Origin of the sequence: Enterocloster citroniae, from assembly GCF_040545455.1 — a bacterium.
Classification (GTDB): domain Bacteria; phylum Bacillota; class Clostridia; order Lachnospirales; family Lachnospiraceae; genus Enterocloster; species Enterocloster citroniae.
The window spans coordinates 61,601-88,220 of the sequence record NZ_JBEPLZ010000020.1 but is presented as its reverse complement, the minus strand read 5'-3'; the positions used below and the strand labels follow the sequence as shown (position 1 = coordinate 88,220).

Here is a 26,620-nt window from a genome sequence, read left to right as displayed (position 1 = left end):
TGAAAAAAACAAAAAGGCACTCCCCATACGGGAAGTACCTCCTCAGTCATCAAAATTTTTTTCAGTTTAAATCCACCCATGGATCTCTCGCAAAGCAGGGCCACACAGGCGGAATTTCTCATCTGTTCCGGACTATCTGGATGTAAAAGGATCCAGGATCCGTTCCTTCCGCTCTATCATCTCATCAATCCTGCTTATATACTGCTCCACTTCCTTCACGTTCTCACACCGTTCCCGCCTGTTCTCCGAGGGGAATACCACCTTTGTGGTGGTGCCGGCGCCGCAGGCAACAATGGTCTGCATCTCCTCCATGATAAGGATATTGTATATGCATGCCTTCCCGGGAAGGGAGTAGCCCACGTTCTCAAAATTGCCGGCCATGTTCTTCTGGCGGTAAAGGTAATACGGTTCCATACCCATCTCCCTGGCACAGGCGGCGCTTAGATCGATCATCTCAGGCGTGTTGCTGATCTTCAGGCCCTCATACTGTTCTTTGAACATGTGAAGACGGGCTGCCCGCTTAATGGCCAGGGAATGGACCGTCAGGGAGTCCGGAGCCAGCTTCCTGACTTCCTCCAGGGTGTAGCGCACATCATCCAGGTCCTCCTCAGGAAGGCCCATGATCAGATCCATATTAATATTGTCAAATCCCAGCTCCCTGGCCATGATGAACCGCTCTTTCACCATTTCCACGGAATGGCGGCGTCCGATCAGCTCCAGCGTCTTCTGGTTCATGGTCTGGGGATTGATGGAGATACGGGTAATGCCGTGATCCCGCAGTACCTTCAGCTTTTCCTCCGTAATACTGTCGGGGCGCCCTGCTTCCACTGTAAATTCCAGGGCATGTTCCTTATCAAACAGCTGCTCAAGTTTACATAATATTGCATCTATATCCTCTGCCGGAAGGGCTGTAGGGGTGCCTCCCCCAAAATAGATGGTATCCAGGGGCCTGCCCTGCATTTTCTTTGCCGTGTACTCCAGTTCCTTAAACAGGGCTTCCAGATAAAGACCAGTACGCCCTGTCCACTTGCTGATGGGGAATGAGGTGAAGGAACAGTACAGACAGGTGGTGGGACAGAAAGGGATTCCCACGTACAGACTGTACCCCCGATCGTAGTCAAGGGGTTCCAACAGCTTTTTTTCCCTGGCAGCGATCTCAATACTTAGGTCGATCTTCTCATCACTGGCCATATAAGTCTCCTTCATAAAGGAGCGGATATCCTGTTCCCTCCAGCCCTCCTCCAGCCTTGTAAGGGCGATCTTGGTGGGACGGATACCGGTCAGGGATCCCCAGGGAAGTTCTTTTTTCGTGCGCTCCACCAGCATCTGGTAAAACATCTTTTTCACCACATTTTTAGTGGCCAGATGATCGGACAGATCCGATGTCCCGGTACGGCTCATGACCGGTTTCCAGGTGATATCCCCGCTGCCGTCACTGCCAGCTTCCTTTTCTCCATCCTTTTCCCATATGATGACGGAGATCGTCCCATCCCCCAGCGCTGTCTCCACATAAAATTCCAGATCATCCTTTAATTCATGGGCGTATAGTTCCCCCGGATAAAAGGACATCAGAAGTTCTCTGATGTCCTGTTCATATGCGTTATCCTGTATTAATAATCCAATCATATCAGTCCTGCTTTCGTTATCTGTAAAATGCAATGGGATTGTTCTTTTTCTCATACCCAATGGTGGTGGTGTCCCCATGCCCCGGATATGCCATGGTATCATCCGGCAGCGCAAAGACCTTATCCAGAAGGGAGGACACCATCTGGCTGCTGCTTCCTGTAGGCAGATCCGTCCGCCCATAGGATTCGCAAAACAGGGTGTCACCTGAAAACACCACTTCTTCCTCCGGCACATAATAGCACACAGAGCCAGTGGTATGGCCCGGAGTCTCGATCACCTTCCACCGGAAACCGATGAGTTCCAGCTCATCCCCATCCTTAAGGAGCACGTCTGCATGGAAACTGGTCTGCTTTCCCGCCCATCCCCCTGAAAGGTTCAGGCCGGAATCGGACAGCATTGCGTCCTCTGTCTCAGAGGCGTAAATCTTAATATGAAATGAACGGCGCACATCCTCCGCAGCCATGATATGGTCAAAATGCCCATGGGTCAGAAGAATGGCTTCCGGGGTGATCCCCAGCTCATTACATTTGTTCAGGATAAACTGGGCATTATCCGCCGGGTCCACGATCACGGCTTTTTTGGTGCCCTCATTGTAAACCAGGTAGCAATTGGTGCTCACTGCTCCCAGCACACATGTCTTAACCCGCATATCACTCATATCCTTCCCCCTCTCCTCCTGGCTTCAATCTGCCTGGCTTCCATCCGCCTCGGCGAATTGGCACCGGCTCCCCGGGCCGGATGAATATTCATCCACACCCTAGCCCGTGGTCCTCTCAATATCCAGAACGCCCTCGATCTGGCGTATCTTGTCTGTAAGCCTGTTCAGTTCCTCGGTACCGTGTATATCAAATGTCATGATAATGGTTGCCTTACCTTGTTTGCTGGTCCTCACATTCATGGAAGTAATGTCGATCTGCTTCTCGGTAAACACCTTGGAAATGTCCGCAAACATACCGATCCTGTTGTTGGCAAAGATCTTGATCTCAGTGGAATACTGCTCATTGCAGGTAGCCCCTTCCGCCACCTGCCACTCAGCATCAATCAGCCGGCCCCGCTCATCCTCAGGCAGGTTGATGATATTGATGCAGTCCGTGCGGTGGATGGACACGCCCCGTCCCCTGGTGACAAAACCCACGATCTCATCCCCGGGCACGGGATTACAGCACTTGGAAAAACGCACGGCCAGGTCATGGATCCCCTTGACCACGATGCCGCTTTTGGACTTTCGCACCGTGGCCTCGCCGGACCTTCCAGCCGTGTCCGCGATCCCCTTAAGCACATCCTCATCCGTGATCTCGCGTTTGATCTTCTTTTCCCGTTCCTCCATCATCTTGTTGATGACCTGGCCCTCTTTCATGCCGCCATGTCCAATGGATGCCAGAACGGATTCCCAGTCCTTAAATGCATACCGGTTCATTACCTTTTCCATGAATTCCGGTTTGCTGATATCCGACCAGTTAATACCCTTTGTCTTACAATAACGCTCAATGGCGTCCCGGCCCCTGACAATGTTATCTTCCTTCATCTGGTTCTTAAACCACTGGTTGATCTTGTTCTTGGCCTGGGTGCTCTTAACAATGTTCAGCCAGTCACGGCTGGGTCCCTTGGAATTCTGGGACGTGATGATTTCCAGCTGGTCGCCGTTCTGGATCACATATTCAATGGGTACCAGCTTTCCGTTCACCCTGGCTCCCACCATCTTATTCCCCACTGCACTATGTATACAGTATGCAAAATCGATGGGGGTGGAGCCGCTGGGAAGTGTCTTCACATCACCTGACGGGGTAAAGCAGTACACGCTGTCTGAGAACAGATCCAGATCTCCCTTGACCATGCTCAGAAACTCCTTGGAGTCGTCCGTATCCCGCTGCCACTCCAGGATCTGGCGCAGCCAGCTGAGCTTTGCCTCCTCGCTGCCGGCCTGCACCTGTCCGCTGCCGCTCTCCTTGTACTTCCAGTGCGCTGCAATACCGTACTCCGCAGTCCTGTGCATCTCATAGGTGCGGATCTGTATCTCAAAGGGCTGCCCGTTGCCCCCGATCAGGGTGGTGTGCAGCGATTGGTACATATTCTGCTTGGGCATGGCTATATAGTCTTTAAAACGGCCCGGTATGGGCTTATACATTTCGTGGATCACGCCAAGGGCCGCGTAACAGTCCTTCACTGTCTCCACCATGATCCTCACTGCAAACAGATCATATATCTGATCCAGAGTTTTATTCTGGTTCACCATCTTCTTATAAATACTAAAGAAATGCTTGACCCTTCCGCCTACCGTGGCTTCCACGCCAGCTTCCTTCATATGGCTCTTTACTTCATCCACAATCTCCTGTACAAAGGTCTCCCTGGCATCCTTGCGCAGGTCCACCTTCTCCACCAGATCATAATACACCTCCGGCTTAAGGAACTTAAGTGACAGGTCATCCAGCTCAATCTTAATCTTGGAAATACCCAGACGGTCGGCAATGGGGGCATAGATCTCCATGGTCTCCCTGGCCTTTTCCTTCTGCTTTTCCGGCTTCCAGTACTGTCCGGTGCGCATATTGTGCAGCCGGTCGGCCAGTTTGATTATAATCACACGGATATCCTTAGCCATGGCCAGGAACATCTTGCGCAGATTATCTGCCTGGATCTCCACCTTGTCCTTGTCCCAGTTCAGCTGTGTCAGCTTTGTAACGCCGTCCACCAAAAATGAAACCTCTGAACCAAACTCCTTGGTCAGCTGATCCAGGGTCATGATCGTATCCTCAACCACATCATGAAGAAGCCCGGCAGCAATGGTTTCTTTGTCCATCTCCAGGTCGGCCAGTATAATGGCCACGCAAAGCGGATGGATGATATAAGGTTCGCCTGACTTGCGCCTCTGTTCCTTATGGGCTTCGTCTGCAATCTTATATGCCTTTTGAATCATTGTTATATCATCGGACGGGTGGTATTTACGGATGGTTTTGATCAGATCCAGGTACAGCTCCTCAGGACTTGTAAAGTCAGCCGGAGCTTCCAATTCGATATCCAGTTTTTCTTTTGTTCCCTCATTTGCCATATCTGCGGTCACCTTTTCCTATGGATAGTCAAAATACATTATAATTTTTTTTATGCAAAAAAGCAAGGGGAGTATAGAAAAAAGCTTGACGGGGCCTATGCCGGCCCCGCCTCATCTGACTTGTCATATATCGCTATACCGTTTTTCTCACCATGTTTTACCCGGTACATGGCGCGGTCGGCACGGTTTAGCAGGCCGTCCATGCTCTCCGTCTCCCTCTGGGCATAGGCAAGCCCAATGGAAGCGTTGATCCTGTGGTCCGTACCGTCAGGAAGCCTCAGGGAAGGCCGGCCCGCGTATCCATCCCGCACTTTCTGCTCAATGACATCCCTGTTGTCATATCCGTAGAAAAACAGTACGAACTCGTCACCGGACAGACGGACCGCAATACACTGCTCCCCCTGGGTCATGGAGGTCAAAAGATCGGCCATGGCCTTCAGGTAACGGTCTCCCATCTCGTGGCCAAAGTTGTCATTGATATACTTTAAATTGTCCAGGTCACAGAATACCAGGGCATTTACCCGGTTTGCATTTTCATCCAGTATCTTCTGTCCTTCCTTTTTCAGGTAGGAGGAATTATAAAGTCCGGTAAGCTGATCGTGCTGGGAAATGTTCCTGAGACGCACGATCTCATTATAGGCATCTGTCTTATCGATTACCAGGCCAAATACGCCGTGCTCCTCCCTGCGCTGGCGGATGGTCACAGCCCGCCTGTCACCGTAAATGTCAGTAAAGGCATACCCGTCCTCCAGTTCCTCGATCTGTTCCAAGCTGCCGAGAATGCGGCTCCACTTGTCATAGTCTATCTCATTCACCGGCTCCCTGCTGTCCGCCGGGATGCCCAAAAGGATCCTGACAGAAGGGCTTACCTTGACCCTTCCCCCTTTCTCCTGGTATTCAAAGCTGCCCACATTATCCCCTGCTGATTCCATGGTAAAGGAATACCTGGAATAACTCTGCTCCAGTTTATCAGCCATGTCGTTCAGGGCCTGATGGATCCTGTCAATCTCCACAATACCGCTTTCCCTGAAATGGACCTCCTCCGGCTTCTGGCAGGCGATATCCTCCTGAAGCCGCTGTATGGGCTTAAGCACCATATATATGGCAATATAGGAAAAAATAATGGCTATAAAAATGGACAGAAGGTACACGCCCGCCACCATGAGAATGGTGGACTGGGACAGGGCTGTCAGCTCCGAATGGTGGCACACGGCAGCCACATAGACAGCCCCGCCGTACATATACCCGTAGGTCTGAAGGGCACTGCGCACGCCGTCATAGCCAACTCCATTATTGGTCAGGGATATATACCCTGTCTTTTCTTCAAGATCGTATCCGGTCCCTTCAAAGGTCTGATCCAGGCTGAAGCGGACCGACTCATCCGACAGCAGCAGCATGGTCATCCCCTGATAGGGCGGATTATCCAGTTTAAGGCAGGAATCCAGCATGTCGCTGCTGATCTCCAGACCCATGATCCTTCTGCCCCTGCTGGACTCCTGGCTCAGCACATAGTACAGGCGCTCGCTGGTAAAAAACCAGGTGCCGCCATTTCCTTTATTTTCCCAGAACTGCTCCACCATCCCCCACTCCTGATCCGTGAGTTTTGGGCGCCAGTCCTTGGAAAGGGCAATGGGATAACTGCTCTGGGTACGGCCGATGGTACAGCTGATATCCCCATAGGTGGATGAATAGATGTCCGGCTCCCCGTCATGCAGGACCAGGGCTTCCCTGCCGTCCAGGTCAATGTAGAAAATACCGTCCGATGAGGACGCATGGTTCAGGTTATCCACAAGCCTGTTCTGGATCTCTACCTCGTCCGTCATCTTGGCCAGTTCCTTCTCCATGGTGTTTGCCAGAAGAAGCACATTATTCATGTAACTGGATAAAAGGGAATTCTTTTCAGCCACCTGGGACTCCATAACCTTATAAGGACGGTTGGCTGTACCGGAGAACGTCCCGGTTATCACCAAACCGATCCCAAATATGATGCTTTGCAGCAGGATCGCCATAAGGATGGCATTCCTCACCCTGTTGCTTAACAAACGTTTTTTCATAGGACGAATCTCCATTCCGACAGGCAACCGCATTACCGGATATTACTGGCCAAAAATTTCCCTCACCTGTTCATAGAACAGTTCAGCTTTTCCATCGTAATCCATGGACTCTGCGGCTTCCTCCGGGGTCATTCCCCCGTTTACAAGATCCAGAAACTCCTGGCGCCCCTGGCTGAGCGCAATGCTCAGGCAGTCGTTCAGCTCCGTCCTCACATCATAGGAATTCTCAAAATCAAAACCATATACCATCTGGTAAGTATTGCTCTGTTCAAGTCCCGCCTCAAGACCCTTTAAAACCTTAGGACTTTCCACCAGGTCCTTCTGTTCCTGGGTGATAGGCTCATCACTGACCGGCATATAAGACATGGATGAGGCCAGTTCAAACCCCCTGTCCACTGTCAGCCAGCGGATAAAATCCATGCTGGCCCTGTTCTCTTCCCCGCTCCGGTTAAAGACAACCACACCGGCTCCCTGCTGGATGGCGGTTTCCCTGCAGCCGGACAGTACCGGATATTTATATACTCCCATCTCAATGGGCACCATGTCTTCATTGGCATCCGCCACCTCATCCGGGAAATAGAGCACGCTGGAAGAGGAGCCAATGTATCCCGCAAGTATGGACTGCTTCAGGTCATCGCTCCTGTACTTGCCGCTGGCCCCGTAATACCCCTTGGTAAACGGTATATAGTAGTTGAGGAACAGGCGCTTGACATACTCCTCTTCCAGGTCTATGACCAGTTTTCCCTCCTGGTCGTAGTGGTAAATGTCGGAACCCATGGCATGGTTCATGGCAATAAAATAATTGGCAAGGTTATCCAGTCCGATAAAGGGGCTTCCGTCTCCTTCCTGGTCAGGGGTCATGTCATCGGTCCATTTGTAATATCCCTCCGCCATCTCCTCCAGGCTGTCCCAGTCGGCCATGCCTGAAACAGAATATTGGGGATTGGCCTCTAAAAATTCATCCAGACGGGTCTGGTTCATGAGCAGCAGCTCCGTGGACTTTGCCAGGGGAAGGATATAAAGACGGTCCCCGATATATCCCTCTTCCAGGTATGCCTGGTTATACCGGGCCAGTTCATCCTCTGTAAGATATTCTCCCACATCCACCAGCTTTTCATTGTTATTATGCACCACGCCCACTACCATATCCCTGTAAGCCAGGGACATGTTAGCCATCTCCACATCATTGGTGGAGCCGTTGAGCACCAGATCTATCTTGTTGGTCAAGTCTCCGATAGAGCCCTGGCTGTATGCCTCCACGGTCACATGGCGTTTTGCTCCTTCCGTATCATTGTATTCCTGTATCAGCTGGTCCAGATACTTCTTCTGGGCATCATTATAATAATGCCAGAATACCAGCTTCATATTCTCCTCCTGGACAGCCGGCTCACGATCCGCTGCCGTTTCCTTTGAACATGCCCCCAGCACCATGGAAATTGATAATGCACATGCCGCCGCTATGAATACAGCCCTCTTTTGTCCCATTCGGCATACTCCTTTACCGTTTCGTCATTATAATAATATTACTATTGTACTACGGACAGATACTTTGTTCAAGGAATTATCCGGGCTTTTTTTCACCCCTTGGGCACGAAAAAAAACCTTCGGTCCGCCTTGGAGGTCAGTGCCCGGACCCGCCATACATGCCCGGTATAATCCCGCCGGGAGGGGGAGTTATCAAAGGACAGCCGGGAGCTGACCAGCATTTTACTGGTAGCTCCCGGCTGTTTCTTATGTGACACTTAGTATTCTTCTAACGGGCAAGGTTGAGGATACGTACCACATCTTCCTTTCCAAGCTTTTCCAGACCTCCAACCGGTCCGTCCATGGTGCATTTAGCTGCCAGTTCCTCCAACCGGCCTTCGTCTGCATTTTCCTCTGAAAGGGTGGTTGGCAGACCTGCTTCACGTACGTATTTCATCCAGACCGGAAATGTCCTCATAACCTTACAGCCTTACGGACTTCATCCGCCATCTTATTCAGGGCTCTGAAATAAACCGTGGAATCCAGCTGTATGGTAACGCTGTTATACCCCAGTGCATACCTCTGGGCAGCTGTTGTCTCATCATCCACATATATGATCCCGAATTTTCCTGCTGCCTTTACCGCCCTGATGATCCTTTTAATGGCTTCTAAAAACCTTGGACTGTCAAATTCCGCCGGGATCCCCATGGACGCGCTCAGATCATAGGGACCCACAAAAATTCCGTCAATCCCATCCAGCGCCATGATCTCCTCGATCTGATCCAGGCATCCCACTGTCTCGCACTGGGGTATCAGGAGTTCTTTCTCATTGCACTCCTCAAACCAGGCCTTTGTACCCTGGTCCGTCTCATGGCCCAGGCCGTATTTTACAGAACGGCTCACAGCCACGCCACGGTCTCCTACAGGAAAATATTTTCCGTATTCCACAATCTTTTTTGCTTCCTCCAGGGACTGCACATGGGGAATGATGATCCCCTTTGCGCCAATATCCAGCAATTTTAGAATGGAAGCCCTCCCACTGTCCCTGCTCCTGGCAAAGGGGGTTACCTTCCCCCCGCTGACGCCCTCCGCGGCACGGATCACATCCCCTGCGCTTTCGATATCATAGGGACCGTGTTCGCAGTCGATAATAAAGTAATCCAGCTCAGTCTGGCCGATCACTTCCCCCACCGCTGCATGGCCCATCTCAAAAAAGGTCCCCACCGTAAGTTCCCCGGCCCTTGTTTTTTCCAAAAATCTGTTTATCATATCCTGTACCCTTCTTTCATTGCTCCAATCACATATTTATAAGTAATTACATGCCCGCATAATGGCAATCTCTTTAAAGCCAAGGCTTTCGGATTTGGTCAGCTTGCCGTTTGCCACATTTAACATCTCCTCAAACAGTTCTATGGAAAGCTCCTCAATGGTTGCTGTTCCGGATAATACGCCGCTGGCGTCAAAGTCAATATTGTCCTCCATATTGGCAAAGGTGAATTTATTGCCCGTAAGGCGGTATACGGGGGCAATGGGATTTCCTGTGGGAGTTCCCATGCCGGTTGTAAACAGGACCATCTGACATCCTCCGGCTGCCAGTCCCGCCACGGAAGCAGCGTCATTTCCAGGCGTGTCCATGATCACAAGGCCCTTTTGTGTGGGTTCCTGGGCATAGTCGATCACTTCCATAATGGTGCTGTGGCCGCCCTTGTGGATACAGCCCAGAGTCTTCTCCTCAATAGTGGTGATGCCGCTGCGCTTATTACCCTCACAGGGCTGCCCTCCCCGCATGTCCTCACCAACGATCCGGATGCTCTCCTCATAGCGGTTGATGATCTCATAGATCCTGTTTTTCACCGTCTCGTCCTTTGCACGGGCTGCCAGGATATGCTCTGCGCCGATCAGCTCCGTGGTTTCGCAGAGAACAGACACTGCCCGGCGCTCTGCCAGCATATCGCTGACCCCGCCCACCACCGGGTTGGCCGCCAGTCCGGAGGTGGGATCAGACCCGCCGCAGTTTGTCCCGATGCGCAGCGCTGAGATGGGGGCTTCCTCCCTGGTCAGCATGGAGGCCTCGATCACAAATTCACGCGCGTAGCGGACCGCCTTTTCCATGGTTTTGATGGTTCCGCCCTCTTTCTGGATGATCAGGGTTTTCATGGGCTTATTGGTCAGCTTTTCAATGGCCTCCACCACAATATCCATCTGCGCCACCTCACATCCCAGAGAAATGACTACCGTGGCGTAGATGTTGGGATTTGCCGCAAATCCAGCCAGCACGTCCAGCGTATACTTAAAATCCTTCTCTGTCTGGGAACACCCATTCTGATTGTTAAAGGATACGGTTCCCGGAACCGCATCACTTACCATACGGCACACATCCGATGCGCAGATGCTGGCCGGCAGGATCAGTACATTGTTCCTGATCCCCACTCTGCCGTCCGGCCTTTTATATCCGTAAAATGTATCTTTCATGATCTTTCTCCTCCTGCTTATAAGTCTTCCCGTTCACTGTCCAGGTTCTGTACATGCACATGTTCGCCCAGCTTAATATCCTGGGTCGCAACTCCCAATTTCTCGCCGTACTTGAGAATATGGTCCCCCCTTTTGATATCGCGCACCGCCACCTTGTGATAGACCGGAACTTCGCTGAGAGATACCACACTGCGTTCCTCATCACCATACCGGTATGTAACCTTGTCCCCCACATGGATGGCCTCCAGTACCACGGCCACATCATCGTTTTTTTCAACAATTAACGCATTATACATGTCTTTTCTCCTCTCATTTATCTGTCTCCTGTTTACCCCTGTCTGTCTCCTATTTTACCATACTTCACCGGCATGTCCATTCACCGGATTCTTGGGACTTCCAAACCGCTTGATCCAGGCGCTGGTTGCAATGGGGATCACAATGGCCGTTACCACCACCGCCGCCGCAATCTGCGTGGTTGCCTCGGCCACATAGGGCTGCCAGGCCGGATCAATAAGCGCGACCGCTGCCGGGGTGGCAATGGAATTGCCTGCAATGGTGGAAACCGCCAGCCCGGCATAACCGCTGCGTTTGGAAATCTTACGGTCGCAGAATACGGTAAATGGACCGGCGATACACATGGCAAGGAGCCCTAGGATGATACCGGGAAGCCCGCCCTTTACAATATTCATCAGATTAATGGATCCGCCCAATGTCAATCCCACAAAAGGAACCATCAAACCCACAAGAGGTGCAAAAAACTTGTTGCAGTCCTCATCCAGATTGCCCAGGATCATGCCCACCACCAGGGGAACCAGCACGGCCACCAGCGACATCAGGGGAATGTTTGCCAGACCGGAAGCTCCCAAGGCAACCAGGGTCAGGAAGGGGCCATCGTTAAAGGTCAGCATACTTACTGCGGCACAGTCTGTTTTGTCACCATAGGTTGTCATAAGGGCCGTGTAAACACTGCCGTTACTGTTTGTGATAGCGCTGATCAATGCCAATGCTGTCAGTCCAAACAGTCCCTTGTCGCCAAATATGGCATTGATGGTCAAGCCGATCACCACGCCCGCCAAAAACTTGGACAGGAGCAGTACGCCTCCTCTTTTTAAAACCTGGGGCATATCCCTGAATTTTAACATGGTGCCAATGCCAAGCAGCTGCACTCCCATAAACGAAGCCGCACCGGCATTGGAAAATGTGGCTGTAGTAAACGACCCGATCTGCAAAACCCGGGGGCAAAAGGTGTTGATTAAAATTCCCATAAAGAGAGGGACTATCATCAGTCCTGCTGGAATCTTATTGATGGTTTTCATAATTTTCATTTTATGCCTTCTCCTTTTTACCATTGTTTCTTATTGACGTATATACGTTATATAGAATCTATTTAGGACCTATATTGATGATAGCACACCCTGATTTTTTTGTAAATATACCAAATAAAAATCTACAGATCAGATAATTTTTTGTATTTTATCTATTTATATTAACTTATATACGTTATTCAGCTTTATATAAGTTAATATGGTCCATGTAATGATTTCATTTAAAACTTCATCTTGTAAAAGATAGCGTATATGCGTTATAATTGAGAAGAAATAATAGAAAACATATTGCGAAAGGGAGCCTGCCATGAACATACATAATGCCGTTAACCGCGCTTTAGAGGTTTTAGAATACCTCGCTTCCAGGAAACAGCCTGCCACGCTTACAGAGATCTGCCAGCATCTGGATGCGCCCAAGACAAGCATGAATCCCATTATATACACCCTGCTTGCCAGGAAATTTATTATATACGATCCCGCATCCCACACCTATGCCCTTGGATCCGCCCTGTACAAAATCGGAAACGAATACCTGGAAAAGTTTGATATCCTGAAATATGTCCGCCGGATCATGGATGACATTGTTTCCATCTGTTCCGAAACCTGCTACTTTGCAACCCTGGACGGTCCCAATGTCAACTATCTGTTAAAAGCGGATTCCACTGAGAAAATACGGATGGTGTCCTCCATCGGAACCACATTTCCTGCCTATGCCACGGCCCTTGGCAAATGTATGCTGATCCAGTATTCCATTGATGAGATAGAGCAGCTGTATCCCGAAGGCTTAAAGCCCCTGACGCCTAAGACCATAACAAACTTTAATGTATTGATGAAAGAGCTGTCAGATGTAAAACACAAGGGATTTGCCTGTGACGATGAGGAAAGCTACCTGGATGTGCAGTGCCGGGCGGTTCCCATCTGCCGGAATGGGGCGGTGATCGCGTCTTTGAGTATCAGCACCCCGGCCTTCCGTTTCACCAGCCGGAAGGAAGAACTGATCTTAAAGACACTTCTTCAAAAGAAAAGCGTCATTGAACAGACCTTAAATGACAGTCAGGTGGATCTGTCCGTTCTTTTATAAACTATTGGCCCGGGCGGCAGCAAAAAAACGGCACACGAAAAAAGCCTTCCCACTTAAACGGGAAAGGCTTTTTAGATTATCTGCAGATATCCGCATACACTGATCTATTTTCCTTCATATATAATAGCGGAATCCACATCATAACCTTTCAGGTGCTCCCGCCCGTTCAGTCCGGCAAGTTCCATTACAAAGCAGATCTTCACAACCACGCCCCCCAGCTGTTCGATCAGCTTTATGATCGCCTCAGTGGTGCCTCCCGTGGCTATAAGGTCATCCACGATCACCACTCTCTGGCCAGGCTTGATGGCATCCTTGTGGATCTCGATGGTGGCGGTTCCGTACTCCAGTTCATAATCCATGGAAATGGTCTCGCAGGGAAGCTTACCCTGTTTGCGCACAGGCACAAAGCTCTTATGCTGTGCATAAGCTACCGGTACCCCGAAGATAAATCCCCTGGACTCCGGCCCAATTACCACATCATAGTCCAGGTCCTCCACCATATGGATCAGGCTGTCCACTGCCAGATGCAGCCCATCCGCATCCTGAAGGATACTGGTCACATCCCTGAAAATGATTCCCGGCTCCGGAAAATCCGGTATGCTTCTCACATACTCTTCCAATTTCTTCATCTTATTACCTCTTTTCTATCTCTGCCTTTTACTTACCCTCAGCGGACAAGGGGACCCACGGTTTTGCCCTGGTCCTTTTACCACTACATTATACTTGTTTCCCAGAATACTGTAAACCCCTGCAATGCAAACTCCATCGCAGGTTCCAGGCTGTTTTCAATGCCTGTTTTATGAGATTGTCTATTGAAGGTTGCGGCTGTTTTCAGTATAATAGTACTGGAAACAGCTTTTTTTTGCGCATTTCTGCAATATTTTGCTGGAAAGGAATAGATAATATGTTAAAAGAAGAACGTCAAGCATTGATACTAAACAAGCTCCACTCCTCCGGCAAGGTGGTGGTCAGCCGTCTGGCCGTGGAGCTGGGTGTATCCGAGGATACCATCCGCAGGGACCTGCTGGATCTGGATCAGAAGGGACAGGTAAAGCGCGTATTTGGAGGCGCCATCCCCATGGAGCGTCCGGTGATCAATTTCTTTGACCGGGAGACCACGGACATTGAGCTGAAGCAGCGTCTGGTGTCAAAAGCCCTGGGCTTTCTGGAGCAGGACCAGCTGGTGGCCATTGACGGCAGCAGCACCAACCTCCAGTTTGCCAAGAACATCCCCAACGGCCTGAAACTAACCGTGCTCACCAACAGCTACTCCATTGCCCATGCCTGTTCCATGAAAGAGCAGGTGAATGTGATCGTCCTGGGCGGGAATCTCCTGAAGGAATCCATGACCAATGTGGGCGAAACAGCTGCCAGCCAGGCGTCCCTCTACCATCCGGACCTGTGTTTTATGGGTGTGTACGCCATCCATCCCGAGTACGGCATGACCATTCCTTACCCGGATGAGGTCAGCATCAAGCGCCAGCTGATCGAGACATCCAGGCGCGTGATCGCCCTGGTCAATCCCATTAAGCTGAACACCGTATCCAGATACCATGTGTGCGGGATCGAAGCCTTCACCACCTTGATCACGGACAATGATGTCTCGGGGGAGATGGCTGTGGATTATAAGAATAAGGGATTGGACTTTATATAGATATAACGCATCTGTTTGCCGGACTTTGCGTTATTTCTGCGTTTTTCAAAGTGTTATTTTCTATTTTTCCGTTTCTCTTCTGTTAAAATCGCATATTAACGCATTTTTTTGCAATATTTTGCTTGACATTGTGGGTATATGCGATATAATACACTTAGAAAATATAAAGGTGAGGGCAGGAAAACCTGTCCGGGATCATTCAGGAGGGTATTTACTATGAAATTTTTTGTTGACACAGCCAATGTAGAAGACATCAAAAAAGCCAATGATATGGGCATTATCTGCGGCGTTACCACCAATCCGTCCCTGATCGCAAAAGAGGGCAGGGATTTCGCAGAGGTCATCAAAGAGATCACCTCGATCGTGGACGGCCCCATCAGCGGCGAGGTTAAGGCTACCACAGTTGACGCAGAAGGCATGATCAAAGAAGGACGGGAGATCGCTGCCATCCATCCCAACATGGTTGTTAAGATCCCCATGACCATTGAAGGATTAAAGGCTGTCAAGGTTCTGAACGCTGAGGGCATAAAGACCAATGTGACCCTGGTATTTACCGCTGCACAGGCCCTGCTGGCTGCAAGGGCGGGCGCTTCCTACGTATCTCCTTTCCTGGGACGTCTGGATGACATTTCCATGCCTGGTATTGACCTGATTTATGATATCACTGAGATCTTCCAGATGCACAACATTGAGACAGAGATCATTGCTGCCAGCGTCCGCAATCCTATTCATGTGATCGACTGCGCAAAGGCAGGGGCTGACATTGCAACGGTTCCTTACAGCGTACTGGCTCAGATGACCAAGCATCCTCTGACCGACCAGGGCATTGCCAAGTTCCAGGCTGACTATAAGGCAGTGTTTGGAGAGTAAGCAGAAGATATAATCAAATTAAAATGTTACAAAACCGGGGACGCCGTACAATCTGGCATCCCCGGTTTTATATTCCCGGTTTTATACTCCCGGTTTTAATTTCTACTCCCCGCCGGTCATCAGGCCGCAAGTCCCAGGATACCGATATAATATCCCACGATCCCCACCAGCATCAGGATCAGCACCACCATGATGGGCGAAACCTTTTTCTTAAGCAGCATCCATGTGCCAATAATCAGGCCAAAGGGCAGCATATTTGGCAGGAGACCATTGAGGACATCCTGGAAAATAACCGTTGTCTGCCCCACTGTGATCTGCAATGGGATGTAGACCAGAACCTTCTGGGCGCCCATTGCACCGATCACCATTAAGCCCAGAATGCCGAATGCATCCGTAAGCCGTTGATCATCTCATCCGAAATGTCGGCTCCGTTTGCCCGCTCCTCCTCAAGGGAGGCGCAGATGCCGGGAATGATATTGCCGATAAAAGACGGCTCAGTGTTAAAGAATACCAGATACCGTTTCAGGGCAGCCTTTATATCCTCCGGGTCCGTGTACAGCCGCCGGATCACAGGCAGCATGGCCAGCACGTTGCCGGACGCCTGCATTCTCTCATAATTATACCCCACCTCTGCCCCAAGGCCAATGAGCCAGTGCTTTATCAAATCTGACTTTCTAAGGCGGATCTTCAGTTCTGTCTTGGGTTCCTCCTCGGGAATATCCTCGTACTCCTCAGCTGCCTTTTCAGTAGATGCATAGTATACGATTACAGCCACACACCCGCCCAGAATGGCGATAGCCATGATACCCAGGTCCAGAAACGTGGTCAGGAAAAAACCGATCACAAAAAACGGGATCATTTTTTTCTTTCCCAGATAGTTTAAGAGCATTGCGACACCCAGGGCAGGAAGAAGATTGCCGGTAACGCTCAGGGCGTTGACAAATGCCTGGGGAATCTGGTTTAACAGACGGTTAAAGAACTCTCCGCCAAGGAACATCAGGATAAATGCCGGCGTGCCGTTGACCACCAGGGCGGTCAGCTGCGGAAACAGCCATGCGTTAAAGAATATTTTGTTTATCTCCCCCTTCTCGGCATTGGCGTCCAGACGATGGACCCAGAATACGTTAAGGGTCATCTGCAGGTTCCACAAGAGAACGCCCAGCAGACCGATGGGTATGGCCAGGGTTATGGCCAGTTCCGGCGTGGCCTTAGCCAGTATGGTAATGGCTGTTCCGTACACACCAGCTATGCCGATATTGGAGGGCATGGTCCCTCCGGCGGATATCCACCCTATGTACGCCAGGTTAATGGTGGCGCCTGCCATCAGTCCCAGAAGCGGATCCCCCAGAATAAAACCAACCACGGTGCCGTTGATAAGCGGGTAACAGAAGGGCCATGTGACCGGGCTCCACACCCTGCCGCTTGCCAGGTTTGCTGCAATTGCCAGCAATAACGCTTTGATGATGATCATACTCGTAACCTCCTTCTTTTGTCAGTTTTAGCAAAAATCCCCCATTGTATAAAGTGCCTTCCCCGGTCCAGAGAGCCACTCCGCCCCATTTTCAGTCACCAGTGCCTCATCCTCCATGCGGAAGGAGATCCATATGGTCCCTGCCCCCTTTTCCAGATCATAGGGGTAAACCCCGTTCTCAAGGGCAAACACCATGCCTGCCCGGACCGTCTCATGGCAGTCATCACTAATATTAGGATACTCAGTCACATTAAGGCCGGTGGAATGTCCGCTGGAATGTACCACGTTACTTCCGTATCTGGATCCTCTGAGATACCCCTCGATCGCCTGGTTGATCTCCCACACCTTTACTCCGGGCCTTAGCATGTCAAATCCGGCATGGACGCAGTTTCTTGCGGTCTCAGCCATCCGGACATACTGCTCCGGCGGTGTATGGCCCAGGTACATGACTCTTGTCAGGTCCGATGCATAGCCGTCAATATGACCGCTGATATCTACCAGCACAATGTCCTTGTGGTCCACGATCCGGTCCGTGGCATAGCTGTTAAAGGTATGGTATTTGTCCCTGCCCGAGTTGACTGTAAGGTACGATATTTTATCCACTCCCCCTGCCGTCATTCTGCTGGCGATCCCCCTGGCAATGTCCTTTTCCGTGGTGATACCCGGCCTGATCTGGCGGAATGTCTCCACAATGGCTGTTTCCGTCACCCACCCTGCGGTCCGGATCCGGTCGATTTCCCATGGCGTCTTGATCATGCGCGCCCCCTGGATCGCCGCAGTGCCGTCCGTAAATATAAGGTGGGGAAACGTATCCGTCAGCTCCTTCAGAATGGTCAGGGACCAGACATAATGCTGGCCGTCCCCTGCCTCCAGTCCCACGGTCTTTACCTCATATCCCAGTTCTCCCAGGAACTTTTTCATTGCGTCCGCCGGTCCCTCTGAATTGAGGGGTCCCAGATTCCTGCTCTTCGTGCCTGCCGCATAGATATTGGGACACCAGCTTATATTTTCCACCGTGGACTTTTCCAGAATCCGCAGGGATATGGCCGGTTCCCCCACCCTTGGCACAAAGACCAGGACCGGGCGGAACAGGCTGGAAGTGTACCAGGACCGGTAACCGGTTGCGTAAAAAATGTTTTCCGGTGAGGACAGCAGCAGCATGTCTATTCCTGATGCCCCCATCTCCTGCTGCAGCTTTTGTATATGCGCCCCATACTCCGCCCTGGAAAAGGACTTTAAGTAATCCGGGTATTCGTTCATTCTCTTCTCCTTTCGTCTTTCCTTCCCTTTGTTCCCATCATGACAGCATTTTTCTGATATTTACCTCTTTATCATTGGGGACCAGCTGGTAATAGATTTCCACACCGCCCTCAATAATCCGTTTAAAGCACCCCGTCTCCTCCTCATTGGCGGACACATTTTTATTAAATGTCTTTCTGCCCGGTTTTGCCCCCATGCCGCCCAATATGATCTTGTCTATGCTGATTCCGCTCCCTATGAGTTTTTCCAGCACCTGGGGAACCTTTACCAGTATCATAAGATTTTCCTTCGGCCCTGGATCTTCCTTTAAAAATCCCTCCGCCATTTCCTGATCCATGATCACCACCTCAATGCCCACCGGCGCTGCCGCCTTATAGATCCGCCCCATCAGCTTGTTCCTAGACAGTTCATTGTCAATGATCAGGATCTTGTTAATGGGATACTGTTTGATCCACGCCGTCACCACCTGGCCGTGGATCAGACGGTCATCAATCCTTGTGACTAAAATATGTTTCATTAAACTCCTTCTCCTTTCAGCATCATATAAATTAAAGTGCGATCTGGCTTAAAAATGCATCACAGTCATAGATACTCCTTCTGGCCACCTCATCCAGCCCCACAATGGCAGAAGCCAGGTCCTGGGACATCCGCCGGTTTAAAACCTCCAGCAGCAGCGGAAAGTTTACCCCCGTAAAATGCCGGAATGAGCACTCCTCTTCCAGCTGCATTATGGAATTAAAGGGAGTTCCGTTCATAAGGTCGGTGAGGACCAGCACCTCCTGTCCCCGGTCCGCTGAATCCACAATGGAGGTTCTGATACGTTCCCTCAGCCCGTCAACATCGCATCCCAGCTCCAGTCCATACGCCTCCATGTCCTTCTGCTCCCCAAACACCAGGGAGGATGCCCTGATGAACTCCGATGCAAGATTTCCGTGCATAAACAATATAATCTTAAACATTGGTATCTCCTTCCGTAAGGTAATGTATGAAATCAGGAAGAATCTCGTCCGGACAGTTGTCCAGAAGGTATACGATCTTAGAAGAAAACAGCATAAAATCCAGATTGCACATATCGATATATACGTACATGATGCGCCTGCTGTCTTCATCCAGCACAAAGGTGCAATGGTTCTCTTCCTGTTCATGAATGGAATAAATATATTGGATCCCCTTTAGGGCTGATATCCGTATGAGACAGTCCGTTCCCCCGGACAGAGCTTTTGTACTATAATCAATCGTACAACCAATATCATGGAGGTCATTGACGATACGCATCAGCTCCAGCAGGTACATGGAAGCGCTCTCGTTTGTCTTCCAGAACAGCTCCTGGATATTCTGGAAATCCCTGCTTTCCAGAATGGGGGATACAAACACATAGGGCAGACAGTCCTTTCCCTCCTCCAGCATCACTGTGGAAATACAGAAATCATAGGACCCCTTCTTTACGCCCGGGTATCCGTCCGGCGTACAGGTCTCAAATATCCATTGAGGAAAATGCTGCTGCAGCCTGAGTTTTGTCAGATTGGCCACACTCTTTGCCAGGCCCGTGACAAAAAGAACCTTGGCATGCTCCGCTTGCCTTACAGTCTCGCCCAGAATATACAACATCAGGAAACTGATCTCATCTATACTTAGCTCCGGCAAATGAAACTTTTGGGCCAGAATACTGCAGATGATTCTGCACACGTTCAGGGTACTCTGGTAATCCTTGATCAGCAGCTCCATCAGCGGATTGCTGGCCGGCGTGCCGTGAAACAGGCGGTTTAACATAAGGTTGATATGGGCGATCACATTTTCACAAAAGGTGGGGTTTTCCCGCAGGCTGATGTTGGTGATGGTGGTAAAGGCGTCAATAAAATCCTCGCTGAAAAGCTGGAACACTTCATTGCTGCACCCGCTGCCGCCTGATGAATCAAAGAGATGAGTGACCAGGAAAATATTCCTGACCCCCTCCAGTTCAGCCGGGGTTAGCCGGATCTGATACTGATCCCACATCCTGTCCTGCACCTCATCCGCTATTGCCCCGGCTCCCATGGGATCCGTTGATCCCGTCCCGGAGGAATCCGCCCCACCGGTAACCGCCCTGCAGGAATCCGCTTCACCGGAAACTACTTCGTCAGAATCCGCCCCACCGAGGCGTCCTTCCCCCTCCAGGGTGCAGCCGTTTTTCAACCGGTATGCCATAACCAGAAGGTTTAAGGATACGTTTACAAACTCACTGTCGTCAAACTTATACCCGTATGCTTCCTCCACCCTGCACAGCAGCCGGTTTACAACGCAGATGTCCTCTTCCCTGAATATATCCAGTATGGTGGCAAGCGTATCCGGGTCCGGACTGCAGCTGACGCCCGCGGTCTCACCGCCCCTGGAAAGGATGATCCCGGGATCCAGGATGTAAGATAGGATATAGACAATGGCCTGGCGGATCCCGCGCTCGCTGCCGGATATGATGGTTCCATTTGCAGTCCTGGTAATGTCCAGTGAAAAGCGACCCAGCATCTCTCCCAGCAGGCATAAGTCGTGGTTGATGGTGCTCTTGCTCACGTAATATTTATAGGCAAGGGAGGAAAGGGACGTATACTCATCCGAATAGAGGAGCAGGTTCAGCGCAATATCCATGCGCCTGGACTCCTTTTCCCAGGATTTACGTTCCGAGCTGCGGCTGACGTAGGTGAGATAAGAGATCCGGTTGCGCAGCTGATCCCTTGTGTCCGGCTGGATCCGAAGCCTGATCCCCACACCGCTCCTTCTCTCTATCCCTGCGTCAAAATCCTTCAGATAAGTCTCAATGAGATCCAGGTCCCTTCTCAATGTCTTTTGGGATACCTGTAAATCCTCCGCAAAACGATCAATGGGTAAAAATTCCCCGCTGTGGCTGACCAGCATATTAAGAAATGATATCTGCCTACCCTCAGTGGACAAGGGGACACACGGTTTTGCACCACAGATTTGCGATTCTGCGGCGTTACTGTCGCTCGGCGTACGTCCAGTACGCCTCGTTCCAGTGCCTTGCAGAATCACAAATCTGAGGCGCAAAACTCCTTCGGACCCCAATCACCGTATTTTGGTGGCTGGCAAGGCAACGGATGAAGGCGTACTGGGCGTACGCCGACTGACGTTAACGCGGCCAGCCGCCAAAAGACGGCGGTTGGGGCGTGTATCCCCTTGTCCACTGAGGGTGATATTCATTGGTTACCTCCTACTCTGCATTATAACAACCATACCATGAAATTTTAAGAAGGGGCATTTTGGAATTATGTCCACTACATTATGGACATTACAGTACACCTCTTTTTCGTCTCTGTTATAAAAGGCTCTGTTATAAAACTGCAAAAATACAGCATATACTGTTGACAAATGCAACCGTCAGGACTATTATTATACACTATAAATATTTAACACTGATAAATATTCTCAATATATTCCCGGAACCCCCTGGTACTCGGATTTGTGTACGGCTGGCGGAAAATCAGCCCCAGAGAAGGGTGCCGGAGAGACTCCGGGAGTACACCCCAATCAAAAGGAGGAAGGTCATGTTGAATGAACAGGACGAACATCTGCTTCATACGGAATTAGTAAAAGTGGTACGGCGGATGCGGAAGATCAAATTAAGTGTTCTGTCTGAGCAGGTCATCTATTCCGAGTATGTTGCCCTGAGCCATATCAGCCGGTATGTAAAAGAGAACCCGGATTCCATGGGCATCTATGTATCTGAGCTGGCCGACCGCATGGACACTAAAATCTCGGCCGTATCCCGTATGCTCAATTCCATTGAGGGAAAGGGTCTGATCACCAGAACCGTGAATGTGAAGGACCGGAGGAATACATACGTCTGCCTCACCCCCGCGGGGGAGCAGGTCCTGGCTGATTCCACCCAAAATATGGAACAGCTCAGAAAACAGATGATCCAGCGCATGGGCCATGATGATGTGTGCAGACTGATCGAACTGTGGAACAAGCTGGCCGGCATCATGGAAGATGAAGTGGACCATGTCCTCAGACAGCAAAAGGAACGTGAAACCCCAGCATCCCGGGAGGGGGGACCTGCAGAAACGGAGGACCGGCCATGAATGCCAAAAACACTGCATATCAGATAACAGGCAGGCGGCGCAGCTGTATTACCATTGACCGTCAGTACGGAAGCGGCGGCCGGGAAGTTGGGCGGATCCTGTCCCAGAAGTTAGGCATTCCCTTTTACGATGGGGAACTTTTGCTGCTGGCCGCTGAGCGCTTTGGGCTGAACCCGGGCAGACTCAGGGAAAAGGATGAAACACGAAGCAAAAGCCTGCTCCACGACATTGCCATGTTTGCGGGAAGCCTGCAGAATTATGGCCAGATGTTTGAGCCTTACCAGATGTTTGAGGCAGTGAGCGAGACCATCCGCAGACTGGCCATGGAGGGACCTGCCATCTTTATGGGACGGTGCGCGGATACGGTGCTTAAGGAAGTGTGCGCCTCCCTGGATATTTTTATCTACGCCTCCTCCATGGAGGAACGGGTCAGCCGCATCAGGGCCACGGACCATGTTCCCGCAAAAAACACGGAAACTTATATAAGAAAAAAAGACCAGCAGAGAAGAGAATACTACAAGATGTTTGCTGAAAAGGAGTGGGGGAAGATGGAAAACTACGACATATGCCTGAACACATCTTCCTTTGGATACGAAGGATGTGCGGACACCATTGCCGCAATGGCGGACCGCGCAGGCAGCGGCAGGAAGAAGGAGTGAGTTTGACCGTACTGTTTCGATATTTTAAACCATATGTACTGTACATATTGCTGGCCATTGTGCTGCTTTTCGGTCAGGCTTCATGTGACCTGGCCCTTCCGGACTTTATGTCCGATATTGTAAATGACGGTATAACAGCCGGCAACACATCCTATATTGTGGAAACAGGGTTCAAAATGCTGGGGATCGCCCTTATCAGCGCGGCCTGCACCGTTACCGTGGGATTTCTGGGCGCCCGGGTGGCCGCAGGGGTCAGCCGCGGCCTGCGCCGTGATGTATTTACAGCAGTGGAAAGTTTTTCCAATGCGGAGATGGATCATTTCTCCACTTCGTCCCTGATCACAAGGACTACCAATGACATCACCCAGATCCAGATGCTGATCGTCATGATGATCCGCATGGTTTTCTATGCGCCTATCATGGCTGTGGGAGGCATACTCCACGCACTGGCCAAGGATAAATCCATGTCCTGGATCATTGCCCTGGCCGTTTTCCTGCTCTTTACAGTTGTATTTTCCATGTTCAGCCTTGTGATGCCCAGATTCCAGCTGGTCCAAAAGCTCATCGACCGGTTAAATCTGGTGGTGCGCGAAAACCTGGAGGGCATGCTGGTGATCCGGGCCTTTGATACCCAGAAATTCGAGGAAAACCGCTTTGACAAGGTCAACCGGCGGCTGACCCAGACCAACCTGTTTGTGAACCGCACCATGTCCGGCATGATGCCTGCCATGATGCTGATCATGAATCTGACCACGGTACTGGTGGTGTGGGTGGGATCCAACCAGGTGTCCGGCTTCCACATGGAAGTGGGGGACATGATGGCCTATATGCAGTACGTGATGCAGATTATCATGGCTTTTCTCATGATGTCCATGATGTTTATCATGATCCCCAGGGCCATTGTGTCCATTAACCGAGTGGCGGAGGTTTTAACCACAAGATCCTCCATCACCGGCAAAAAACATCCCATCACTCTATCCCAGCCCTGTAAGGGCGTGGTGGAGTATTGCCACGTGTCCTTTCGCTATCCCAGCGGGAACGAGGATGTGCTCACTGATATTAATTTTACCGCTCGCCCGGGGCAGATCACAGCCTTTATCGGCGCCACGGGAAGCGGAAAAAGCACCCTGGTAAACCTGCTCCCCAGGTTTTATGATGTGACCCGGGGTGAAATACTCATTGACGGCATAAACATAAAAGACTGGCCCCTGCACGACCTGCGCCGGAACCTGGGTTTTGTGCCCCAAAAAGGCATTCTTTTTTCCGGCACCATCCGCAGCAACCTGGCTTACGGGGACAGGGATGCCGGGGAGGAACAGATCCTAAAGGCCGCAGGCATTGCCCAGGCCATGGAATTCATTGAATCCAAGCCTGACCTGTTTGACACACTCATCGCCCAGGGCGGCGGCAATGTGTCCGGAGGCCAGAAGCAGAGACTGGCCATCGCCAGGGCGCTGGTTAAAAATGCTCCCATCAATGTGTTTGACGACAGCTTCTCAGCCCTGGATTTTAAGACAGACGCCAGGCTTCGGACCGCCCTGAAGGAAGAAACAGGCAATTCCACCCAGTTCCTGGTCGCCCAGAGGATCAGCACCATTATGAACGCGGACCAGATCATTGTCCTGGACCACGGAAGGGTGGTTGGAAAGGGAACCCACAGGGAGCTGATGAAAGGCTGTACCGTGTACCGTGAGATCGCCCTGTCCCAGCTCAGCGAGGAGGAATTGCAATGACAGAGAAAAAACAATCTCCCCCTTCCCGCATGGGAGGCCGGGGCATCCAGGCCGCCGGGGAAAAGGCCAAGGATTTTAAGGGCACCATGGTCCATCTGCTCCAATACCTGATGGTGTATAAGACCTCCATCGGCATTGTGATCCTGTTTGCCGCATGTTCCTCCATCTTCTCCATTGTTGGGCCAAAAATCCTGGGCAAGGCCACCACCAAACTGTTTGAGGGCATGATCGCCTGGATGATGGGCACCGGCCTTTTCACAGACTTCCGATACATAAGGAACTGTCTTTTGCTCCTAGTGGTGCTGTACCTGATCTCAGCCCTGTTCTCCTACCTGCAAAGCTATATTATGTCAGGCGTGAGCATGAAGGTGACCTATCAGTTCCGCAAAAATATTTCGGAAAAGATCAACCGCCTTCCCTTAAGCTACTATGATACCAGGACCCACGGGGAGGTACTGTCCCGCATCACCAATGACGTGGACACGGTGAGCCAGACCTTAAACCAAAGCCTGACCCAGATCATCACCTCGGTGGCCACCCTGGCGGGAGTGCTGGCAATGATGATCTCCATCAGCATCCGTATGACCCTGGTGGCCATCATGGTACTTCCCCTTTCCATGGGCCTTATCATGGGGGTGGTCAAGAAGTCCCAGAAATATTTTAAGGGGCAGCAAAAAAGCCTGGGACAGCTCAACGGACATATTGAGGAGATATACGGCGGCCACAATGTGGTCCAGGTTTTTAACGGGGAGGAGGAAGCCATTGAAACATTTACCCGGATCAATGATGAGCTTTACAGCTCCGCATGGAAATCCCAGTTCCTCTCCGGAATGATGATGCCCATCATGTCCTTTGTCAGCAACCTTGGATACGTGTTTGTCTGCCTGTTGGGGGGATATCTCACGGTCAAGAAGGTGATCGATATCGGCGACATCCAGGCCTTCATACAGTACATGCGCACCTTCACCCAGCCCATCACCCAGATCGCCAATATTTCCAATACCCTCCAGTCCACGGCAGCGGCAGCGGAACGTGTATTTGAATTCCTGGATGAACAGGAGGAGGTGCCTGAAACCGCAAGCCCCATCCGCCCCCAGCAGGTGAGAGGGGATGTGGAGTTCAGGCACGTACACTTTGGCTACCGGCCCGACAAGCTGATCATCCATGATTTCTCGTCCTCTGTCAGATCCGGCCAGACCATTGCCATTGTAGGCCCCACCGGAGCAGGCAAAACAACGGTGGTCAAACTGCTGATGCGGTTTTATGAGCTTAACTCAGGCAGTATCCTCATAGACGGACACGATATCCTGGACTTTACAAGAAATGACCTGCGCTCCATGTTCGGCATGGTCCTGCAGGAGACCTGGCTTTACAGCGCCAGCATCATGGAAAACATACGGTACGGGAACTTTGACAGGACGGATGAGGAAGTGATCGCCGCAGCTAAGACCGCGCACTGCGATGCGTTTATCCGGTCCATGCCCGGAGGATATCAAATGGTGATCAATGAGGAAGCCAGCAACCTGTCCCAGGGCCAGAAGCAGCTGCTGACCATTGCCAGGACCATACTGGCCAACCCCAGGATCCTGATCCTGGATGAAGCTACCAGTTCCATTGACACCAGGACTGAGGTGCTGATCCAGAATGCCATGAACAGCCTGATGCAGAACAGAACCAGCTTTGTTATTGCCCACCGCCTGTCCACCATCCGTGACGCGGACCTGATCCTGGTCATGAAGGACGGCGATATCATTGAACAGGGAAATCACATGCAACTGTTAGAAAAGAAAGGCTTTTACGCAGATCTGTACCAGAGCCAGTTTGCGCTGAACTAGATG

The 26,620-nt window shown here is 50.9% G+C and carries 25 protein-coding genes; 7 read left to right on the top strand and 18 right to left on the bottom strand.

Going from position 1 to position 26,620, the window contains the following annotated elements; all coding sequences use genetic code 11:
• Positions 1 to 132: 132 nt before the first annotated feature.
• The 11 genes from hemZ to ABID13_RS21075 form a co-directional block, all read right to left on the bottom strand.
• A complete protein-coding gene (gene hemZ, locus ABID13_RS21125; RefSeq protein ID WP_007862210.1) occupies positions 133 to 1,626 on the bottom strand; it encodes a coproporphyrinogen dehydrogenase HemZ in 1,494 nt (497 codons plus the stop codon).
• A 16-nt stretch (positions 1,627 to 1,642) separates the two neighbouring features.
• Positions 1,643 to 2,284, bottom strand: coding sequence for an MBL fold metallo-hydrolase (locus tag ABID13_RS21120; protein ID WP_045094142.1), 642 nt, complete (start codon positions 2,282 to 2,284; stop codon positions 1,643 to 1,645).
• 99 nt (positions 2,285 to 2,383) lie between these two features.
• The gene (locus ABID13_RS21115) at positions 2,384 to 4,669 is read right to left on the bottom strand and encodes a RelA/SpoT family protein (protein WP_007862213.1); all 2,286 of its coding nucleotides are present in this window, start codon (positions 4,667 to 4,669) and stop codon (positions 2,384 to 2,386) included.
• Between the two features lie 95 nt (positions 4,670 to 4,764).
• Positions 4,765 to 6,723, bottom strand: a complete 1,959-nt coding sequence (locus ABID13_RS21110; protein WP_007862214.1) for a sensor domain-containing diguanylate cyclase — start codon at positions 6,721 to 6,723, stop codon at positions 4,765 to 4,767.
• A 42-nt stretch (positions 6,724 to 6,765) separates the two neighbouring features.
• Entirely contained in the window at positions 6,766 to 8,208 is a 1,443-nt protein-coding gene (locus ABID13_RS21105) for an extracellular solute-binding protein (RefSeq protein WP_007862215.1), read from the bottom strand.
• A 92-nt stretch (positions 8,209 to 8,300) separates the two neighbouring features.
• The gene (locus ABID13_RS21100; RefSeq protein ID WP_156200008.1) at positions 8,301 to 8,465 is read right to left on the bottom strand and encodes a hypothetical protein; all 165 of its coding nucleotides are present in this window, start codon (positions 8,463 to 8,465) and stop codon (positions 8,301 to 8,303) included.
• A gap of 11 nt (positions 8,466 to 8,476) precedes the next feature.
• Positions 8,477 to 8,644: an iron-containing alcohol dehydrogenase gene (locus ABID13_RS21095; protein WP_147329428.1), complete on the bottom strand. Its 168-nt coding sequence runs from the start codon at positions 8,642 to 8,644 to the stop codon at positions 8,477 to 8,479.
• A 17-nt stretch (positions 8,645 to 8,661) separates the two neighbouring features.
• Positions 8,662 to 9,456, bottom strand: coding sequence for an HpcH/HpaI aldolase family protein (locus ABID13_RS21090; protein WP_007862220.1), 795 nt, complete (start codon positions 9,454 to 9,456; stop codon positions 8,662 to 8,664).
• Between the two features lie 36 nt (positions 9,457 to 9,492).
• Positions 9,493 to 10,659, bottom strand: a complete 1,167-nt coding sequence (locus ABID13_RS21085) for a UxaA family hydrolase (protein WP_007862221.1) — start codon at positions 10,657 to 10,659, stop codon at positions 9,493 to 9,495.
• 17 nt (positions 10,660 to 10,676) lie between these two features.
• Positions 10,677 to 10,955: a UxaA family hydrolase gene (locus ABID13_RS21080; protein ID WP_007862223.1), complete on the bottom strand. Its 279-nt coding sequence runs from the start codon at positions 10,953 to 10,955 to the stop codon at positions 10,677 to 10,679.
• Positions 10,956 to 11,009: 54 nt separating this feature from the next.
• Complete coding sequence (locus tag ABID13_RS21075; RefSeq protein ID WP_007862225.1) at positions 11,010 to 11,984, bottom strand: 2-keto-3-deoxygluconate permease; 975 nt, start codon at positions 11,982 to 11,984, stop codon at positions 11,010 to 11,012.
• A 307-nt stretch (positions 11,985 to 12,291) separates the two neighbouring features.
• Between ABID13_RS21075 and ABID13_RS21070 the strand changes: the two genes are divergently transcribed.
• A complete protein-coding gene (locus ABID13_RS21070) occupies positions 12,292 to 13,065 on the top strand; it encodes an IclR family transcriptional regulator (protein ID WP_048929155.1) in 774 nt (257 codons plus the stop codon).
• A 104-nt stretch (positions 13,066 to 13,169) separates the two neighbouring features.
• Here the strand turns inward: ABID13_RS21070 and ABID13_RS21065 are convergent, their stop codons facing one another.
• A complete protein-coding gene (locus ABID13_RS21065) occupies positions 13,170 to 13,694 on the bottom strand; it encodes an adenine phosphoribosyltransferase (protein WP_007862228.1) in 525 nt (174 codons plus the stop codon).
• Positions 13,695 to 13,969: 275 nt separating this feature from the next.
• On the opposite strand from ABID13_RS21065, the gene ABID13_RS21060 reads away from it, so the two are divergent.
• Positions 13,970 to 14,719, top strand: coding sequence for a DeoR/GlpR family DNA-binding transcription regulator (locus ABID13_RS21060; protein ID WP_007862229.1), 750 nt, complete (start codon positions 13,970 to 13,972; stop codon positions 14,717 to 14,719).
• A 216-nt stretch (positions 14,720 to 14,935) separates the two neighbouring features.
• Positions 14,936 to 15,589 carry a fructose-6-phosphate aldolase gene (gene fsa, locus ABID13_RS21055; protein WP_007862230.1) on the top strand — a complete coding sequence of 218 codons (654 nt, stop codon included), beginning with the start codon at positions 14,936 to 14,938 and terminating at the stop codon, positions 15,587 to 15,589.
• Positions 15,590 to 15,708: 119 nt separating this feature from the next.
• Here fsa and ABID13_RS21050 read toward each other — a convergent pair whose 3' ends face one another.
• The 6 genes from ABID13_RS21050 to ABID13_RS21025 are packed head-to-tail and all read right to left on the bottom strand — an operon-like array spanning position 15,709 to position 21,206.
• On the bottom strand, positions 15,709 to 15,942 hold the full coding sequence (locus tag ABID13_RS21050) for a PTS system mannose/fructose/sorbose family transporter subunit IID (RefSeq protein ID WP_242849211.1): 234 nt from the start codon (positions 15,940 to 15,942) through the stop codon (positions 15,709 to 15,711).
• Positions 15,943 to 15,956: 14 nt separating this feature from the next.
• The gene (locus ABID13_RS21045) at positions 15,957 to 17,060 is read right to left on the bottom strand and encodes a PTS sugar transporter subunit IIC (RefSeq protein ID WP_242849212.1); all 1,104 of its coding nucleotides are present in this window, start codon (positions 17,058 to 17,060) and stop codon (positions 15,957 to 15,959) included.
• Positions 17,061 to 17,087: 27 nt separating this feature from the next.
• Entirely contained in the window at positions 17,088 to 18,320 is a 1,233-nt protein-coding gene (locus tag ABID13_RS21040; RefSeq protein ID WP_007862232.1) for a M24 family metallopeptidase, read from the bottom strand.
• A 37-nt stretch (positions 18,321 to 18,357) separates the two neighbouring features.
• Positions 18,358 to 18,837: a PTS sugar transporter subunit IIB gene (locus ABID13_RS21035; protein WP_045094137.1), complete on the bottom strand. Its 480-nt coding sequence runs from the start codon at positions 18,835 to 18,837 to the stop codon at positions 18,358 to 18,360.
• A 31-nt stretch (positions 18,838 to 18,868) separates the two neighbouring features.
• Positions 18,869 to 19,279 (bottom strand): PTS sugar transporter subunit IIA, encoded by a 411-nt coding sequence (locus ABID13_RS21030; protein WP_048929156.1) that lies wholly within the window; start codon positions 19,277 to 19,279, stop codon positions 18,869 to 18,871.
• Positions 19,272 to 21,206: a BglG family transcription antiterminator gene (locus ABID13_RS21025; protein WP_048929157.1), complete on the bottom strand. Its 1,935-nt coding sequence runs from the start codon at positions 21,204 to 21,206 to the stop codon at positions 19,272 to 19,274. The genes ABID13_RS21030 and ABID13_RS21025 overlap by 8 nt, the downstream gene beginning before the upstream one ends.
• A 647-nt stretch (positions 21,207 to 21,853) precedes the next feature.
• Between ABID13_RS21025 and ABID13_RS21020 the strand changes: the two genes are divergently transcribed.
• From ABID13_RS21020 to ABID13_RS21005, 4 genes are read left to right on the top strand one after another with little or no spacing between them, the layout of a single operon-like run.
• Positions 21,854 to 22,390 (top strand): MarR family winged helix-turn-helix transcriptional regulator, encoded by a 537-nt coding sequence (locus tag ABID13_RS21020; protein ID WP_048929158.1) that lies wholly within the window; start codon positions 21,854 to 21,856, stop codon positions 22,388 to 22,390.
• Positions 22,387 to 23,049 (top strand): cytidylate kinase-like family protein, encoded by a 663-nt coding sequence (locus tag ABID13_RS21015; RefSeq protein WP_048929159.1) that lies wholly within the window; start codon positions 22,387 to 22,389, stop codon positions 23,047 to 23,049. The genes ABID13_RS21020 and ABID13_RS21015 overlap by 4 nt, the downstream gene beginning before the upstream one ends.
• A 2-nt stretch (positions 23,050 to 23,051) precedes the next feature.
• On the top strand, positions 23,052 to 24,782 hold the full coding sequence (locus ABID13_RS21010; protein ID WP_048929160.1) for an ABC transporter ATP-binding protein: 1,731 nt from the start codon (positions 23,052 to 23,054) through the stop codon (positions 24,780 to 24,782).
• Complete coding sequence (locus ABID13_RS21005) at positions 24,779 to 26,617, top strand: ABC transporter ATP-binding protein (protein ID WP_048929161.1); 1,839 nt, start codon at positions 24,779 to 24,781, stop codon at positions 26,615 to 26,617. The genes ABID13_RS21010 and ABID13_RS21005 overlap by 4 nt, the downstream gene beginning before the upstream one ends.
• Positions 26,618 to 26,620 lie beyond the last annotated feature (3 nt).